At 35.3% G+C, this 18,297-nt stretch carries 18 protein-coding genes and 2 tRNA genes; 17 read left to right on the top strand and 3 right to left on the bottom strand.

What is annotated here, in order from left to right; all coding sequences use genetic code 11:
* Positions 1-10 precede the first annotated feature (10 nt).
* From comC to rlmH, 3 genes are all read right to left on the bottom strand, one after another.
* A complete protein-coding gene (comC, locus tag B7699_RS01480) occupies positions 11-136 on the bottom strand; it encodes a competence-stimulating peptide ComC (RefSeq protein WP_084926931.1) in 126 nt (41 codons plus the stop codon).
* 165 nt (positions 137-301) lie between these two features.
* A tRNA-Arg gene (locus B7699_RS01475) sits at positions 302-375 on the bottom strand.
* 43 nt (positions 376-418) lie between these two features.
* The gene (gene rlmH, locus B7699_RS01470; RefSeq protein WP_084926930.1) at positions 419-898 is read right to left on the bottom strand and encodes a 23S rRNA (pseudouridine(1915)-N(3))-methyltransferase RlmH; all 480 of its coding nucleotides are present in this window, start codon (positions 896-898) and stop codon (positions 419-421) included.
* Between the two features lie 183 nt (positions 899-1,081).
* Here rlmH and htrA point away from each other — a divergent pair, with 183 nt between their 5' ends.
* The 17 genes from htrA to B7699_RS01390 all read left to right on the top strand — a co-directional run bounded on the left by htrA (position 1,082) and on the right by B7699_RS01390 (position 18,184).
* Positions 1,082-2,263 (top strand): serine protease HtrA, encoded by a 1,182-nt coding sequence (gene htrA / locus B7699_RS01465; protein ID WP_084926929.1) that lies wholly within the window; start codon positions 1,082-1,084, stop codon positions 2,261-2,263.
* A gap of 57 nt (positions 2,264-2,320) precedes the next feature.
* A complete protein-coding gene (locus B7699_RS01460; protein WP_084926928.1) occupies positions 2,321-3,079 on the top strand; it encodes a ParB/RepB/Spo0J family partition protein in 759 nt (252 codons plus the stop codon).
* Positions 3,080-3,291: 212 nt separating this feature from the next.
* Positions 3,292-4,653, top strand: a complete 1,362-nt coding sequence (dnaA, locus tag B7699_RS01455) for a chromosomal replication initiator protein DnaA (protein WP_084926927.1) — start codon at positions 3,292-3,294, stop codon at positions 4,651-4,653.
* A gap of 158 nt (positions 4,654-4,811) precedes the next feature.
* The gene (dnaN, locus tag B7699_RS01450) at positions 4,812-5,948 is read left to right on the top strand and encodes a DNA polymerase III subunit beta (protein WP_084926926.1); all 1,137 of its coding nucleotides are present in this window, start codon (positions 4,812-4,814) and stop codon (positions 5,946-5,948) included.
* A gap of 64 nt (positions 5,949-6,012) precedes the next feature.
* Positions 6,013-6,207 carry a DUF951 domain-containing protein gene (locus tag B7699_RS01445; RefSeq protein WP_042751911.1) on the top strand — a complete coding sequence of 65 codons (195 nt, stop codon included), beginning with the start codon at positions 6,013-6,015 and terminating at the stop codon, positions 6,205-6,207.
* 84 nt (positions 6,208-6,291) lie between these two features.
* Positions 6,292-7,407, top strand: a complete 1,116-nt coding sequence (gene ychF / locus B7699_RS01440; protein WP_084926925.1) for a redox-regulated ATPase YchF — start codon at positions 6,292-6,294, stop codon at positions 7,405-7,407.
* A gap of 73 nt (positions 7,408-7,480) precedes the next feature.
* Entirely contained in the window at positions 7,481-8,050 is a 570-nt protein-coding gene (gene pth / locus B7699_RS01435; protein WP_084926924.1) for an aminoacyl-tRNA hydrolase, read from the top strand.
* Complete coding sequence (mfd, locus tag B7699_RS01430; protein WP_084926923.1) at positions 8,051-11,554, top strand: transcription-repair coupling factor; 3,504 nt, start codon at positions 8,051-8,053, stop codon at positions 11,552-11,554.
* 57 nt (positions 11,555-11,611) lie between these two features.
* Positions 11,612-11,878, top strand: a complete 267-nt coding sequence (locus tag B7699_RS01425) for an RNA-binding S4 domain-containing protein (protein ID WP_001234978.1) — start codon at positions 11,612-11,614, stop codon at positions 11,876-11,878.
* Entirely contained in the window at positions 11,871-12,239 is a 369-nt protein-coding gene (locus tag B7699_RS01420; RefSeq protein WP_084926922.1) for a septum formation initiator family protein, read from the top strand. Before B7699_RS01425 ends, B7699_RS01420 begins: the two co-directional genes overlap by 8 nt.
* Before the next feature lie 4 nt (positions 12,240-12,243).
* Complete coding sequence (locus B7699_RS09795; RefSeq protein WP_000429336.1) at positions 12,244-12,366, top strand: SP_0009 family protein; 123 nt, start codon at positions 12,244-12,246, stop codon at positions 12,364-12,366.
* A complete protein-coding gene (locus B7699_RS01415; protein WP_084926921.1) occupies positions 12,359-13,627 on the top strand; it encodes a serine hydrolase in 1,269 nt (422 codons plus the stop codon). The genes B7699_RS09795 and B7699_RS01415 overlap by 8 nt, the downstream gene beginning before the upstream one ends.
* Positions 13,624-14,901 carry a tRNA lysidine(34) synthetase TilS gene (gene tilS / locus B7699_RS01410; RefSeq protein WP_084926920.1) on the top strand — a complete coding sequence of 426 codons (1,278 nt, stop codon included), beginning with the start codon at positions 13,624-13,626 and terminating at the stop codon, positions 14,899-14,901. Before B7699_RS01415 ends, tilS begins: the two co-directional genes overlap by 4 nt.
* Positions 14,902-14,905: 4 nt before the next feature.
* Positions 14,906-15,448: a hypoxanthine phosphoribosyltransferase gene (hpt, locus tag B7699_RS01405; RefSeq protein WP_000892175.1), complete on the top strand. Its 543-nt coding sequence runs from the start codon at positions 14,906-14,908 to the stop codon at positions 15,446-15,448.
* A 15-nt stretch (positions 15,449-15,463) separates the two neighbouring features.
* Positions 15,464-17,422: an ATP-dependent zinc metalloprotease FtsH gene (gene ftsH, locus B7699_RS01400; RefSeq protein WP_084926919.1), complete on the top strand. Its 1,959-nt coding sequence runs from the start codon at positions 15,464-15,466 to the stop codon at positions 17,420-17,422.
* 120 nt (positions 17,423-17,542) lie between these two features.
* Positions 17,543-18,022 (top strand): sigma-70 RNA polymerase sigma factor region 4 domain-containing protein, encoded by a 480-nt coding sequence (locus B7699_RS01395; protein ID WP_084926918.1) that lies wholly within the window; start codon positions 17,543-17,545, stop codon positions 18,020-18,022.
* 90 nt (positions 18,023-18,112) lie between these two features.
* Positions 18,113-18,184: transfer RNA gene (locus B7699_RS01390), tRNA-Glu, on the top strand.
* Positions 18,185-18,297 lie beyond the last annotated feature (113 nt).

Genomic DNA, 18,297 nt, shown 5'->3' with positions numbered 1-18,297 from the left:
CCTTATTTCATTACTTTTTTCGTCGGAAAAGAAAATCAAGGAGGATGTCTGAAACCCTACTTTCCCCACCTTGAATCTTTTGCAAGTCTTTTTCCTTCAAGGCTACAAACTGTTCCAATTTAACTGTGTTTTTCATAATAAAATCTCCTTAAATGTTTTTTTCTTGTAAGCTAACTTACAAAAACCATTATACAAAATGGAATTTCATTTTAGATAAAATTCTCTCAACTGTCATTTTTTTCTCCCCAAGTGTACTTTTTTAAGAAAAAAGCCGGGAAAATTCCCAGCTTTGCTACTATATTGATCCCAGCAGGATTCGAACCTGCGACCGTTCGCTTAGAAGGCGAATGCTCTATCCAGCTGAGCTATGAGACCTGACACAATTATTCTACCAAAAATTCAATTAAAAGTCAATTTTCTATTTATGATAGGGTGATCCCTGCTGAATCGTAAAAGCGCGATAGATTTGTTCAACAAGGACTAGTCTCATTAACTGATGGGGCAAGGTTAAGCGTCCAAAACTAATAGAAAGATTGGCTCTCTTTTTTACATCCTGTGCTAACCCCAGACTCCCTCCAATAATAAATGTAAGAGTAGAAAATCCTTTTATAGAAGCTTCTTCTAACTGCTTACTAAATTCTTCTGAAGAAAGTGTTTTCCCCTCAATTGCTAACACAATAACGAAATCACGGTCACCAACTTTTGATAAAATTCTCTGACCTTCTATTTCTAAAATCTTTTGATTTTCTGATTCGCTGGCCCTATCTGGTGTTTTTTCATCTGCTAGTTCAATCATTTCAAGCTTAGCAAATCGAGAAATTCGTTTTGAATACTCTGCAATACCATCTTTTAAATACTTTTCTTTCAGTTTCCCAACTGTTACAACTTTTATTTTCATAACTCTATTCTAACATATTCTCTATTTTTTCACATCTTATTCACAAAATAAAAGGTTAATTTTAGCCGAGAAAACCACAGATTTTTGAAAGTTATCCACAATCTGTGAAAAATTTTTGTGTTTAAGTTATAATTAAGCTAATCAGTTTATACTTTCAGTAATTTCAAACATATGGAGGCAAATATGAAATATCTAAAAACATTTTATAAAAAATGGTTTCAATTATTAGTCGTTATCGTCATTAGCTTTTTTAGTGGAGCCTTAGGTAGCTTTTCAATAAACCAACTAAGTCAAAAAAGTACTGTAAGTAACTCCAACAACAATAGTACTATTACACAAACTGCCTATAAGAACGAAAATTCAACAACTCAGGCTGTTAATAAAGTAAAAGATGCTGTTGTTTCTGTTATTACTTATTCAACAAACAGACAAAATAGCGTATTTGGCAATGATGAGACTGATACAGATTCTCAACAAATCTCTAGTGAAGGATCTGGGGTTATTTATAAAAAGAATGATAAAGAAGCTTATATTGTCACCAACAATCACGTTATAAATGGTGCCAGCAAAGTAGATATTCGTTTGTCAGATGGAACTAAAGTACCTGGAGAAATCGTCGGAGCTGACACTTTCTCTGATATTGCTGTCGTCAAAATCTCTTCAGAAAAAGTGACAACAGTAGCTGAATTTGGTGATTCTAGCAAGTTAACCGTAGGAGAAACTGCTATTGCCATTGGTAGCCCATTAGGTTCTGAATATGCTAATACTGTCACTCAAGGTATCGTATCCAGTCTCAATCGAAATGTATCCTTAAAATCGGAAGATGGACAAGCCATTTCTACAAAAGCCATCCAAACTGATACTGCTATTAATCCAGGTAACTCTGGTGGCCCACTGATCAATATTCAAGGACAGGTTATCGGAATTACCTCAAGTAAAATTGCCACAAATGGAGGAACATCTGTAGAAGGACTTGGTTTCGCAATTCCTGCAAATGATGCTATCAATATCATTGAACAATTAGAAAAGAACGGAAAAGTGACTCGCCCAGCTTTGGGCATCCAAATGGTCAATCTCTCAAATATTAATACAAGTGATCTTAGAAGACTGAATATTCCAAGCAATGTAACATCTGGTGTAGTTGTTCGTTCTGTACAAAGCAATATGCCCGCCAATGGTCACCTTGAAAAATACGATGTTATTACAAAAGTAGATGACAAAGAGATTGCTTCATCAACAGACTTACAAAGTGCTCTTTACAATCATTCTATTGGAGACACCATTAAAATAACTTATTATCGTAACGGTAAAGAAGAAACTACATCTATTAAACTTGACAAGAGTTCAGGTGATTTAGAATCTTAATTGACATCTATGTAAAGAAAGCTTTACATAAAAGAAAAGATGTGTTAGTGTAGAATCATGGAAAAATTTGAAATGATTTCTATCACAGATATACAGAAAAATCCCTATCAACCTCGAAAAGAATTTGATGGAGAAAAACTACATGAACTAGCACAGTCTATCAAAGAAAATGGGGTCATTCAACCGATTATTGTTCGTCAATCTCCTGTTATTGGTTATGAAATCCTTGCAGGAGAGAGACGCTATCGGGCTTCACTTTTAGCTGGTCTAAGGTATATCCCAGCTGTTGTTAAGCAGCTTTCAGATCAAGAGATGATGATCCAATCTATCATTGAAAATTTACAGAGAGAAAATTTAAATCCAATAGAAGAAGCACGCGCCTATGAATCTCTTGTAGAGAAAGGATTTACCCATGCTGAAATTGCAGATAAAATGGGCAAGTCTCGTCCTTATATCAGCAACTCTATTCGCTTGCTGTCCTTGCCAGAACAGATCCTTTCAGAAGTAGAAAATGGCCAACTATCACAAGCCCATGCGCGTTCTCTAGTTGGGTTAAATAAGGAACAACAAGACTATTTCTTTCAACGGATTATATGTGAAGACATTTCTGTAAGGAAATTAGAAGCTCTTCTGACAGAGAAAAAACAAAAGAAACTTCAAAAAACGAATCATTTCATACAAAATGAAGAAGAACAGTTAAAAAAACTACTCGGATTAGATGTAGAAATCAAACTGTCTAAAAAAGACAGTGGAAAAATCATTATTTCTTTTTCAAATCAAGAAGAATACAGTAGAATTATCAACAGCCTGAAATAAGGCTGTTCTTTTATTTTTTTATCTCACAAGGTTATCCACTATTTTTTTCAAAAAAAAGCTTCATAAATCAATAGTTTCTGATTTTATCCCCAACCTGTGGATAAAACTTGATAACATTGTGGATTATTTTTCACAGCTTGTGGAAAATTCTTGCTATCTATGGTAAAATAAATCTAGCATTAAACTTTTAAATAGTAAAGGAGGAGAAAGGATTGAAAGAAAAACAATTTTGGAATCGTATATTAGAATTTGCACAAGAAAGACTAACTCGTTCCATGTATGATTTCTATGCTATTCAAGCTGAACTCATTAAGGTAGAAGAAAATGTTGCCACTATATTTTTACCACGATCTGAAATGGAAATGGTCTGGGAAAAACAACTAAAAGATATCATTGTAGTAGCTGGTTTTGAGATTTATGATGCTGAAATAACTCCCCACTATATTTTCACCAAGCCTCAAGATACGATTATCCCACAAGTTGAAGAAGCTCCAAATTCAACTCTCTATGACTATAGTCCAAAGTTAGCATCTATTCCTTATTCGGATACTGGATTAAAAGAAAAGTATACCTTTGATAATTTTATCCAAGGGGATGGAAATGTTTGGGCAGTATCAGCCGCCCTGGCTGTCTCTGAAGATTTGGCCTTGACCTATAATCCTCTTTTTATCTATGGAGGACCTGGGCTTGGTAAGACTCACTTACTCAATGCCATTGGGAATGAGATTTTGAAAAATATTCCTGATGCGCGTGTGAAGTACATTCCTGCTGAAAGCTTTATAAACGACTTTCTTGAACATCTGAGACTGGGTGAAATGGATAAGTTCAAAAAAACCTACCGTAGCCTCGATCTCTTGTTAATTGATGATATTCAATCGCTGAGTGGAAAAAAAGTTGCCACTCAGGAAGAATTTTTCAATACTTTCAATGTTCTCCATAACAATCAAAAACAAATTGTTCTGACTAGTGATCGTAGCCCTAAACACTTAGAGGGCCTTGAAGAAAGACTTGTCACGCGCTTTAGCTGGGGCTTGACGCAAAATATCACACCACCTGACTTTGAGACACGTATTGCCATTTTACAAAGCAAAACAGAGCATTTAGACTACCATTTCCAAAGTGATACCCTAGAATACCTAGCTGGTCAATTTGATTCAAACGTCCGAGAACTTGAAGGAGCAATCAACGACATCACTTTAATCGCCCGAGTGAAGAAGATTAAGGATATCACTATCGATATCGCTGCAGAGGCTATTAGGGCACGCAAACAAGATGTTAGCCAAATGCTCGTCATCCCAATTGATAAAATCCAAAATGAAGTTGGTAACTTTTATGGTGTCAGCGTCAAAGAAATGAAGGGAAGCAGACGCCTTCAAAATATTGTGTTAGCCCGTCAAGTAGCCATGTATTTATCTAGAGAACTAACAGATAATAGTCTTCCAAAAATTGGGAAGGAATTTGGTGGTAAAGATCACACAACAGTCATTCATGCCCATGCCAAAATTAAATCTTTGATTGATGAAGACGATAATTTACGTTTAGAAATTGAATCAATCAAAAAGAAAATCAAATAACTTGTGGATAACTTTTACTTTATTATCTTTTTTATCCACATTTTTTAAACAAGCCCAAAAACTTGATATGACTTGTTTAAAGTCTGTTTTCCACAGATTTCACAGACTCTATTATTACTATTATCCTTCTAATACTAAAAATAAATAAAGGAGAATCCATGATTCATTTTTCAATTAATAAAAATTTATTTCTACAAGCCTTAAATACTACTAAGAGAGCTATTAGCTCTAAAAATGCCATTCCTATTTTATCAACCGTAAAAATTGACGTAACCAATGAAGGTGTTACTTTAATTGGTTCAAATGGTCAAATTTCAATTGAAAATTTTATTTCTCAAAAAAATGAAGATGCTGGTTTGTTAATTACTTCTTTAGGTTCGATCCTTCTTGAAGCTTCTTTCTTCATCAATGTGGTATCTAGTCTACCTGATGTGACTCTTGATTTTAAAGAAATTGAACAAAACCAAATTGTTTTAACTAGTGGCAAATCAGAAATTACCCTAAAAGGAAAAGATAGCGAGCAATATCCACGAATCCAAGAAATTTCAGCAAGCACTCCTTTGGTTCTTGAAACAAAATTACTTAAGAAAATTATCAATGAAACAGCTTTTGCTGCAAGTACACAAGAAAGTCGTCCAATTTTAACAGGTGTTCATTTTGTATTGAGCCAACACAAAGAGTTAAAAACAGTGGCAACAGACTCTCATCGTCTAAGCCAGAAAAAATTAACGCTTGAGAAAAATAGTGATGATTTTGATGTTGTCATTCCTAGCCGTTCTCTACGCGAATTTTCAGCTGTATTTACAGATGATATTGAAACTGTAGAGATTTTCTTTGCCAACAATCAAATCCTCTTTAGAAGCGAAAATATAAGCTTCTATACACGTTTGTTAGAAGGAAACTATCCTGATACAGATCGCTTGATTCCGACAGACTTTAATACTACTATTACTTTTGATGTTGTAAACTTACGCCAGTCAATGGAACGTGCTCGTCTTTTATCAAGTGCTACTCAAAATGGTACTGTGAAACTTGAAATTAAGGAGGGGGTTGTTAGCGCCCATGTTCACTCCCCAGAAGTTGGTAAAGTAAACGAAGAAATCGATACTGATCAAGTTACTGGTGAAGATTTGACCATTAGTTTCAACCCAACTTACTTGATTGATTCCCTCAAGGCTTTAAATAGCGAAAAGGTGACCATTAGCTTTATCTCAGCTGTTCGTCCATTTACTCTTGTGCCAGCTGATACTGAAGAGGACTTCATGCAACTTATCACCCCAGTTCGTACAAATTAAGTGAAAGAGGTTGAGCCTAGCTCGCCTCTTTTATGATATAATCAAAAAAGAAAAGGAGAGTAGTATGTATCAAGTTGGAAATTTTGTTGAAATGAAAAAGCCACATGCTTGTACCATCAAGTCAACTGGTAAAAAAGCCAATCGTTGGGAAATTACACGTGTTGGGGCAGATATCAAAATCAAATGCAGTAATTGTGACCATATTGTTATGATGGGACGCTATGATTTTGATCGAAAAATGAATAAAATTATTGACTGATAGCCCTTAGTTAGAGGGTTAGCAAGTTTTCCCTTTTTATGTTATAATATTAGGGATTGAAATGAAAACGGAGAATGAGAAAATATGGCTTTAACAGCAGGTATCGTTGGTTTGCCAAACGTTGGTAAATCAACACTATTTAATGCAATTACAAAAGCAGGAGCAGAGGCAGCAAATTACCCATTTGCGACGATTGATCCAAACGTTGGAATGGTAGAAGTTCCAGATGAACGTCTACAAAAACTAACTGAAATGATTACTCCTAAAAAGACAGTTCCAACAACATTTGAATTTACAGATATCGCAGGGATTGTAAAAGGAGCTTCAAAAGGAGAAGGGCTAGGGAATAAATTCTTGGCCAATATCCGTGAAGTAGATGCGATTGTTCATGTAGTTCGTGCTTTTGATGATGAAAATGTCATGCGTGAGCAAGGGCGTGAAGATGCCTTTGTGGATCCACTTGCGGATATTGATACTATTAACCTAGAATTGATTCTTGCTGACTTAGAATCAGTCAATAAACGCTATGCGCGTGTAGAAAAGATGGCACGTACGCAAAAAGATAAAGAATCTGTGGAAGAATTCAATGTTCTTCAAAAGATTAAACCAGTCCTTGAAGATGGGAAATCAGCTCGAACTATTGAATTTACAGATGAGGAACAAAAGGTTGTCAAAGGTCTCTTCTTGTTGACGACTAAACCAGTGCTCTATGTTGCTAATGTGGACGAGGATGTTGTTTCAGATCCTGAATCTATCGACTATGTTAAACAAATTCGTGAATTTGCAGCGACAGAAAATGCTGAAGTAGTCGTTATTTCTGCGCGTGCTGAGGAAGAAATTTCTGAGTTAGACGAAGAGGACAAGCAAGAGTTTCTTGAAGCACTTGGGTTGACAGAATCAGGAGTTGACAAGTTGACTCGTGCAGCTTACCACTTGCTTGGACTGGGAACTTACTTCACAGCTGGTGAAAAAGAAGTTCGCGCTTGGACCTTCAAACGTGGTATGAAGGCTCCTCAAGCAGCTGGTATTATCCACTCAGACTTTGAAAAAGGATTTATTCGTGCAGTAACCATGTCATATGAGGATCTAGTGAAATATGGATCTGAAAAGGCCGTAAAAGAAGCTGGGCGCTTGCGTGAAGAAGGTAAAGAATATATCGTTCAAGATGGCGATATTATGGAATTCCGCTTTAATGTCTAAAAAAATTAATGAATAGTGTCACTTAGGTTGGAAAAAAAATTCCAACCCTTTTGGCTTTTGAAAGGAAAAACAAATGACCAAATTACTTGTAGGATTAGGAAATCCAGGGGATAAATATTTTGAAACAAAACACAATGTTGGCTTTATGTTGATTGACCAACTAGTGAAGAAACAGAATGTCACTTTTACACATGATAAGATATTTCAAGCTGATCTAGCATCCTTTTTCCTAAATGGAGAAAAAATTTATCTTGTCAAACCAACGACATTTATGAATGAAAGTGGAAAAGCAGTTCATGCTTTATTGACTTACTATGGTTTGGATATTGAAGATTTACTCGTTATTTACGATGACCTTGACATGGAAGTTGGGAAAATTCGTTTAAGAGCAAAGGGTTCAGCAGGTGGTCATAATGGTATCAAGTCTATTATTCAACATATTGGAACCCAAAACTTTAATCGTGTTAAGATTGGAATCGGAAGACCTAAAAATGGAATGTCAGTTGTTAACCATGTTTTGAGTAAGTTTGACAAGGATGATTATATTGGTATTTTACAGTCTATTGACAAAGTTGACGATTCTGTAAACTACTATTTACAAGAGAAAAACTTTGAAAAAACGATGCAGAGGTATAACGGATAAATGGTAACCTTATTAGATTTATTCTCAGAAAATGATCAGATAAAAAAATGGCATCAAAATCTGACAGATAAGAAAAGACAACTAATACTAGGTTTATCAACGTCTACTAAGGCTCTTGCAATTGCAAGTAGTATAGAAAAAGAAGATAAGATTGTGTTGTTGACGTCAACTTATGGAGAAGCAGAAGGACTTGTTAGTGATCTTATCTCTATCTTGGGTGAGAAACTTGTCTATCCATTTTTGGTAGATGACTCCCCTATGGTCGAGTTTTTGATGTCTTCACAAGAAAAAATCATTTCACGGGTTGAAGCCTTGCGTTTTTTGACTGATTCATCTAAGAAAGGGATTTTAGTTTGTAATATTGCAGCAAGTCGATTGATTTTACCGTCTCCAAATGTATTCAAAGATAGTATTGTAAAAATAACAGTCGGTGAAGAATATGACCAACACGCGCTTATGCATCAGTTAAAGGAAATTGGCTATCGAAAAGTTACGCAAGTACAAACTCAGGGAGAGTTTAGTATACGAGGAGATATTTTAGATATTTTTGAAATATCCCAGTTAGAACCTTGCCGAATTGAGTTTTTTGGTGATGAAATTGATGGTATCAGGTCATTTGAAGTAGAAACACAATTATCGAAAGAAAATCAGACAGAACTCACTATCTTTCCAGCTAGTGATATGCTTTTGAGAGAAAAGGATTATCAACGAGGTCAGTCAGCTTTAGAAAAGCAAATTTCAAAGACCTTATCACCAATTTTAAAGTCATACTTAGAAGAATTTTTTTCAAGTTTTTACCAAAAACAAATTCATTCTGATTCAAGGAAATTTTTATCTTTGTGTTATGACAAGACATGGACTGTTTTTGACTATATTGAAAAAGATACCCCAGTATTCTTTGATGATTATCAGAAATTGATGAATCAGTATGAAGTCTTTGAAAGGGAGTTAGCACAATACTTTACAGAAGAGTTACAGAACAGTAAAGCATTTTCTGAGATGCAGTATTTTGCTGATACAGAGCAAATCTATAAAAAACAGAGTCCGGTTACCTTTTTCTCTAATCTGCAAAAGGGTTTAGGAAATCTCAAGTTTGATCAAATTTATCAATTTAATCAATATCCCATGCAAGAGTTTTTCAATCAATTTTCTTTTCTAAAAGAAGAAATTGAGCGATACAAAAAAATGAATTATACTATTATCCTGCAGTCTAGCAATTCAATGGGAAGTAAAACATTGGAGGATGTTTTAGAGGAATACCAGATTAAATTGGATTCCAGAGATAAGTCAAGTATTTGTAAAGAATCTGTAAACTTAATTGAGGGAAATCTCAGACATGGTTTTCATTTTGTAGATGAAAAGATTTTATTGATTACTGAACATGAGATTTTTCAAAAGAAATTGAAACGTCGTTTTAGAAGACAACATGTTTCAAATGCAGAGCGCTTAAAAGATTATAATGAACTTGAAAAAGGAGATTACGTTGTTCACCATATCCATGGAATTGGTCAATATCTAGGGATTGAAACAATTGAAATCAAAGGGATTCACCGTGATTATGTCAGTGTTCAATACCAAAACGGGGATCAAATCTCTATCCCAGTGGAACAGATTCATCTACTTTCCAAATACGTTTCAAGTGACGGTAAAGCTCCTAAACTCAATAAATTAAATGACGGTCATTTCAAAAAAGCCAAGCAAAAAGTTAAGAACCAGGTAGAGGATATAGCTGACGATTTAATCAAACTTTATTCTGAGCGCAGCCAGTTGAAGGGTTTTGCTTTCTCAGCTGATGATGAGGATCAACATGCTTTTGATGATGCCTTCCCTTATGTTGAAACGGATGATCAACTTCGTAGTGTTGAGGAAATCAAGAGAGATATGCAGGCTTCTCAGCCAATGGATCGACTTTTAGTTGGGGATGTTGGTTTTGGAAAGACTGAAGTTGCTATGCGTGCAGCCTTTAAGGCAGTCAATGATCACAAACAGGTTGTCGTCTTAGTTCCGACGACGGTTTTAGCGCAACAGCACTATACGAATTTTAAGGAACGATTCCAAAATTTTGCAGTTAATATTGATGTATTGAGTCGCTTTAGAAGTAAAAAAGAGCAGATTGAAACACTTGAAAAATTGAAAAACGGTCAAGTTGATATTTTGATTGGAACCCATCGTGTTTTGTCAAAAGATGTTGTGTTTGCTGATTTGGGCTTGATGATTATTGATGAGGAACAGCGATTTGGTGTCAAGCATAAGGAAACCTTGAAAGAACTGAAAAAACAAGTAGATGTCCTGACCTTGACAGCAACGCCAATTCCTCGTACCCTTCACATGTCTATGTTGGGAATCAGAGATTTGTCTGTTATTGAAACTCCGCCGACTAATCGTTATCCAGTGCAAACCTATGTTTTAGAAAAGAATGATAGTGTGATTCGTGATGCTGTATTGCGTGAAATGGAACGTGGAGGTCAAATTTACTATCTTTACAATAAAGTTGACACAATTGACCAGAAGGTTTCAGAATTACAGGAGTTGATTCCAGAGGCTTCGATTGGGTATGTTCATGGGCAAATGAGTGAGATTCAGTTAGAAAATACTCTACTGGATTTCATTGAAGGTCAGTATGATATTTTGGTGACAACTACCATTATTGAGACAGGAGTGGACATTCCAAATGCCAATACTTTATTTATTGAAAATGCGGATCATATGGGCTTGTCAACCTTGTATCAGTTAAGAGGAAGAGTCGGTCGTAGTAATCGTATTGCTTATGCCTATCTCATGTATCGTCCAGAAAAATCAATCAGTGAAGTCTCCGAGAAGAGATTAGAAGCGATTAAAGGATTTACAGAATTGGGCTCTGGATTTAAGATTGCAATGCGAGATCTTTCGATTCGTGGAGCAGGAAATCTTTTAGGAAAATCCCAGTCTGGTTTCATTGATTCTGTTGGTTTTGAATTGTATTCGCAATTATTGGAGGAAGCTATTGCTAAACGACATGGTAATGGGAACACAAGAACCAAAGGGAATGCTGAGTTGATTTTACAAATTGATGCCTATCTTCCTGATACCTATATTTCTGATCAACGACATAAGATTGAAATTTACAAGAAAATTCGTCAAATTGACAACCGTGCCAACTATGAAGAGTTACAAGAAGAGTTGATGGACCGCTTTGGAGAGTACCCAGACGTGGTAGCCTATCTTTTAGAGATTGGTTTGGTTAAGTCTTATCTTGACAAGGTCTTTGTTCAACGTGTGGAAAGAAAAGATAATAAGATTACAGTTCAATTTGAAAAAGTCACTAAACGACTGTTTTTAGCTCAAGATTATTTTAAAGCTTTATCTGCAACAAACCTAAAAGCAGCCATAGCTGAGAATAAGGGATTAATGGAAGTTGTATTTGATGTCCGAAACAAGAAGGACTATGAAATTTTAGAAGGTCTGCTCATTTTTGGAGAAAGTTTATTAGAGATAAAAGAGTCAAAAGAAGGCAATTCCCTTTAACATTTTTCTTCTATAAAATGGATAAAAATGGTACAATAATAATTTGAGGTAATAAAAATGAGATTAGACAAATATTTAAAAGTATCAAGAATTATCAAGCGTCGTACAGTCGCAAAGGAAGTAGCTGATAAAGGTAGAATCAAGGTAAATGGAATCTTGGCAAAAAGTTCAACGGATTTGAAAGTTAATGACCAAGTTGAAATTCGCTTTGGGAATAAGTTGCTACTTGTAAAAGTACTAGAGATGAAAGATAGTACAAAAAAAGAAGATGCAGCAGGCATGTATGAAATTATCAGTGAAACACGGGTAGAAGAAAATGTCTAAAAATATCGTACAATTGAATAATTCTTTTATTCAAAATGAACACCAACGTCGTCGTTATCTGATGAAGGAACGACAAAAACGGAATCGTTTCATGGGTTGGATTCTTATTTTGATGATTTTATTGTTCATTTTACCAACTTATAATCTTGCTCAAAGCTATTATCAATTACTCCAAAGACGTCAACAGTTATCAGACTTGCAAACTCAGTATCAAACCTTGAGTGAGGAAAAGGAGAAGGAAACAGCTTTTGCCACAAAGTTGAAAGATGAAGATTACGCTGCTAAATACATGCGTGCAAAATATTATTATTCTAAGAATCGGGAAGCCGTTTATACGATTCCTGACTTGCTTCCAAGGTGATGAAATGGAAAATTTATTAGATGTAATAGAGCAATTTTTGAGTCTATCGGATGAAAAGCTGGAAGAGTTGGCTGAAAAAAATCAATTATTGCGTTTACAAGAAGAAAAGGAAAGGAAGAATGCGTAAATTCTTAATTATTTTGTTGCTACCGAGTTTTTTGACCATCTCAAAAGTCGTTAGCACAGAAAAAGAAGTCGTCTATACTTCGAAAGAAATTTATTACCTTTCACAATCTGACTTTGGTATTTATTTTAGAGAAAAATTAAGTTCTCCTATGGTTTATGGAGAAGTTCCTATCTATGCGAATGAAGATTTAGTAGTGGAATCTGGAAAATTAACTCCAAAAACAAGTTTCCAAATAACCGAGTGGCGCTTAAATAAACAGGGAATTCCAGTATTTAAGTTATCCAACCACCAATTTATAGCTGCGGACAAACGATTTTTATATGATCAATCAGAGGTAACTCCTACAATAAAAAAAGTATGGTTAGAATCTGATTTTAAACTGTACAATAGTCCTTATGACTTAAAAGAAGTGAAATCATCCTTATCAGCTTATTCTCAGGTATCAATCGATAAGACCATGTTTGTAGAAGGAAGAGAATTTCTACATATTGATCAGGCTGGATGGGTAGCTAAAGAATCAACTTCTGAAGAAGATAATCGGATAAGTAAAGTCCAAGAAATGTTATCTGAAAAATATCAGAAGGAATCATTCTCTATTTATGTTAAGCAACTGACTACTGGAAAAGAAGCTGGTATCAATCAAGATGAAAAGATGTATGCAGCTAGTGTTTTAAAACTACCTTATCTTTATTATACGCAAGAAAAAATAAATGAGGGTCTTTATCAGTTAGACACGACTGTAAAATATGTATCTGTAGTCAATGATTTTCCAGGTTCTTATAAACCAGAGGGAAGTGGTAGTCTTCCTAAAAAAGAGGATAATAAAGAATACTCTCTAAAGGATTTAATTACGAAAGTATCAAAAGAATCTGATAATGTAGCTCATAATCTATTGGGATATTACATTTCAAACCAATCTGATGCCACATTCAAATCCAAGATGTCTGCTATTATGGGAGATGATTGGGATTTAAATGAAAAATTGATTTCTTCTAAAATGGCTGGGAAGGTTATGGAAGCCATTTATAATCAAAATGGATTTGTATTGGAGTCTTTGACTAAAACAGATTTTGATAATGAGAGAATTGCCAAAGGTGTTTCTGTTAAAGTAGCTCATAAAATTGGAGATGCGGATGAATTTAAGCATGATACAGGTGTTGTCTATGCAGATTCTCCATTTATTCTTTCTATTTTCACTAAGAATTCTGATTATGATACAATTTCTCAGATAGCCAAGGATGTTTATGAGGTTCTAAAATGAGGGAACAAGATTTTTTAAATCATTTTCTCAAGAAGGGATATTTCAAAAAGCATACTAAGGTGGTGCTAGCTCTTTCTGGTGGGTTAGATTCTATGTTTCTATTTAAGGTATTATCTACTTATCAAAAAGAGTTAGAAATTGAATTGATTCTAGCTCATGTGAATCATAATCAGAGAGTAGAATCAGATTGGGAAGAACAGGAATTAAGGAAGTTAGCTGCTGAAGCAGAGCTTCCTATTTATATCAGTAATTTTTTAGGTGAATTTTCAGAAGCGCGTGCTCGACATTTTCGTTATGATTTTTTTCAAGAGGTCATGAAAAAGACAGGTGCGACAGCTTTAGCCACTGCCCACCATGCTGATGATCAGGTGGAAACGATTTTAATGCGCTTGATTCGAGGAACTCGTTTGCGCTATCTATCAGGAATTAAGGAGAAGCAAGTAGTCGGAGAGATAGAAATCATTCGTCCCTTCTTGCATTTTCAGAAAAAAGACTTTCCACCAATTTTTCACTTTGAAGATACATCAAATCAGGAAAATCATTATTTTCGCAATCGTATTCGAAATTCTTATTTACCAGATTTAGAAAAAGAAAATCCTAGATTTAGAGATGCAATCTTAAGTATCGGTAATGAAATTTTAGATTATGACTTAGCTATAGCTGAATTATCAAAGAATATTGATGTAGAAAATTTAGATCAGCTATTGTCTTACTCTGAGTCGACACAAAGAGTTTTACTTCAAACTTATCTGAATCGTTTTCCAGATTTGAATCTTACAAAAGCTCAGTTTGAAGAAGTTAGACAAATTTTAAAAACTAAAAGCCAGTATCGTCATCCTCTTAAAAATGGTTATGAATTAGTAAAAGAGTATCAACAGTTTCGGATTTGTAAAATCAGTCCGCAGGCTGATGAAAAGGAAGATGAACTTGTGTTACACTATCAAAATCAGGTATCTTACCAAGGTCATTTATTTTCCTTTGGACTTCCTTTAGAAGGTGAATTAATTCAGCAGGTACCTGTTTCACGGGAAACATCTATACACATTCGTCATCGAAAAACAGGAGATTTTTTGATTCAAAATGGGCATAGAAAAAAACTCAGACGTCTCTTTATTGATTTGAAAATCCCTATGGAAAAGCGAAAATCAGCTCTGATTATTGAGCAATTTGGTGAAATTGTCTCAATTTTGGGAATTGCGACCAGTAATTTGAGTAAAAACACGAAAAATGATATAATGAACACTGTACTTTATATAGAAAAAATAGATAGGTAAAAAAATGTTAGAAAACGATATTAAAAAAATCCTCGTTTCACACGATGAAATTACAGAAGCGGCTAAAAAATTAGGTGCTCAATTAACCAAGGACTATGCAGGAAAAAATCCAATTTTAGTTGGGATTTTAAAAGGATCTATTCCTTTTATGGCTGAATTGGTTAAACATATTGATACACATATTGAAATGGACTTCATGATGGTTTCTAGCTACCATGGTGGAACAGCAAGTAGTGGTGTCATCAATATCAAGCAAGATGTAACTCAAGATATTAAAGGAAGACATGTTCTATTTGTAGAAGATATCATTGATACAGGTCAAACTTTGAAGAATTTGCGAGATATGTTTATTGCAAGGGAAGCAGCTTCTGTTAAGATTGCAACCTTATTGGATAAACCAGAGGGACGTGTTGTAGAAATTGAGGCAGACTATACTTGCTTTACTATCCCAAATGAGTTTGTAGTAGGTTATGGTTTAGACTACAAAGAAAACTATCGTAACCTTCCTTATGTTGGAGTATTGAAAGAAGAAGTGTATTCAAATTAGAAAGAACAATTTTTAATGAAAAAACAAAATAATGGTTTAATTAAAAATCCTTTTCTATGGTTATTACTTATTTTTTTCCTAGTTACAGCTTACCAGTATTTTAGTACAGGTAGTGTTGCAGGGAAAAGTGAGCAAATTAATTATACAGAATTGGTAAAAGAAATTACCGATGACAATGTAAAAGAATTGACTTACCAACCAAATGGCAGTGTTATCGAGGTTTCAGGTGTTTATAAAAATCCTAAAACAAGTAAAGAAGAAACAGGCATTCAGTTCTTTTCTCCTTCTGCTACAACAGTAGAGAAATTTTCAAGTATTATTCTTCCTTCAGATACTACAGTATCAGAATTGCAAAAGCTTGCTTCTGACCATAAAGCGGAAGTAACTATTAAGCATGAAAGTTCGAGTGGTATGTGGATTAATATTCTTGTATCCATTGTACCATTCGGTATTCTATTCTTCTTCCTATTCTCTATGATGGGAAATATGGGAGGAAATAATAGCCGTAACCCGATGAGTTTTGGACGTAGTAAGGCTAAAGCTGCAAATAAAGAAGATATTAAAGTAAGATTTTCAGATGTGGCTGGAGCTGAGGAAGAAAAACAAGAACTAGTTGAAGTTGTTGAATTTTTAAAAGATCCAAAACGATTTACAAAACTTGGAGCTCGTATTCCAGCAGGTGTTCTTTTGGAGGGACCTCCGGGAACAGGTAAGACGTTACTTGCTAAGGCAGTCGCCGGAGAAGCAGGTGTTCCATTCTTTAGTATCTCAGGTTCTGACTTTGTAGAAATGTTTGTCGGAGTTGGAGCTAGTCGTGTTCGTTCTCTTTTTGAAGATGCCAAAAAAGCAGCACCAGCTATTATCTTTATCGATGAAATTGATGCTGTTGGACGTCAACGTGGAGTCGGTCTTGGCGGAGGTAATGACGAACGTGAACAAACCTTGAACCAACTCTTGATTGAGATGGACGGTTTTGAGGGAAATGAAGGGATTATCGTTATCGCTGCGACAAACCGTTCAGATGTACTTGATCCTGCCCTTTTGCGTCCAGGACGTTTTGATAGAAAAGTATTGGTTGGTCGTCCTGATGTTAAAGGTCGTGAAGCAATCTTGAAAGTTCATGCTAAGAACAAGCCTTTAGCAGAAGATGTAGATTTGAAATTAGTTGCTCAACAAACTCCAGGTTTTGTTGGTGCTGATTTAGAGAATGTATTGAATGAAGCTGCTTTAGTCGCTGCTCGTCGCAATAAATCGATAATTGATGCCTCAGATATTGATGAAGCAGAAGATAGAGTGATTGCTGGTCCTTCTAAGAAAGATAAGACAGTTTCACAAAAAGAACGTGAATTGGTTGCCTATCATGAGGCAGGACATACCATTGTTGGTCTAGTCTTGTCGAATGCTCGTGTTGTTCATAAAGTTACTATCGTACCACGCGGCCGTGCAGGTGGTTATATGATTGCACTTCCTAAAGAGGATCAAATGCTTCTATCTAAAGAAGATATGAAAGAGCAATTGGCTGGTTTAATGGGTGGACGTGTAGCCGAAGAAATTATCTTTAATGTCCAAACTACAGGAGCTTCAAATGACTTTGAACAGGCGACACAAATGGCGCGTGCAATGGTTACAGAGTACGGTATGAGTGAAAAACTAGGTCCAGTTCAATATGAGGGCAATCATGCTATGTTTGGTGCACAGAGCCCTCAAAAATCAATCTCAGAACAAACAGCTTATGAAATTGACGAAGAGGTTCGTTCATTATTGAATGAAGCACGAAATAAAGCTGCTGAAATTATTCAGTCAAATCGTGAAACTCACAAGTTGATTGCAGAAGCATTATTGAAATACGAAACATTGGATAGTACACAAATTAAAGCTCTTTACGAAACAGGAAAGATGCCTGAAGCAGTAGAAGAGGAATCTCATGCACTATCCTATGATGAAGTGAAGTCAAAAATGAATGACGAAAAATAACCCTGAGAGAGGCATGTCCTCTCTTTTTTGTTCAGTTGAGGAGCTAAAGGGTGCAGAATGGATGAAATGTGCCAAAAGTGTTTTTGAATCTGTTAGACTGTATCTAGAAAGGGGAACATTATGTTTAAAGAATTGTATGAAGAAGTCCAAGGAATTGTATACAAGTGTAGAAAGGAATATCACCTTCATTTATGGGAGTTATCGGACTGGGATCAAGAGGGAATGATCTGCTTACATGAATTGATTAGTAAAGAAGAGGGATTAGTAGAAGATATCCCTCGTTTAAGGAAATATTTCAAAACTAAGTTCCGGAATCGGATTCTAGATTATCTCCGTAAACAAGAAAGTCAAAAACGGAGATATGATAAAGAACCTTATGAAGAAGTAGGTGAGATTAGTCATCGTATAAGTGAGGGAGGACTCTGGCTAGATGAGTATTATCTCTTTCATGAGACACTAAGAGATTATAGAAACAAACAAAGTAAAGACAAACAAGAAGAGTTAGAACGCGTCTTAAGACATGAACGCTTCCGAGGGCGTCAAAGAGTATTAAGAGACTTACGTATTGTGTTTAAGGAGTTTGATATCCGTACACACTAGGAAGCCATGCAAAAAATAAAAAAGTTTAAAAAAGGTGTTGACAAGTCAGAAAAAGTCTGTATAATAGTAAGAGTTGAAAATAACAACTCAGGTCCGTTGGTCAAGGGGTTAAGACACCGCCTTTTCACGGCGGTAACACGGGTTCGAATCCCGTACGGACTATGGTATGTTGCGGTTGAGACACTTGATGAAAAAAAGTTTAAAAAAGTTTCAAAAAAGTGTTGACAAGCGAAAGCGACTGTGATATACTAATATAGTTGTCACTTGAGAGAAGC

Source organism: Streptococcus mitis (assembly GCF_002096835.1).
GTDB lineage: Bacteria > Bacillota > Bacilli > Lactobacillales > Streptococcaceae > Streptococcus > Streptococcus mitis_W.
Note: the sequence above shows the minus strand (reverse complement) of the source record. Positions and strands in the feature narration are given on the sequence as shown.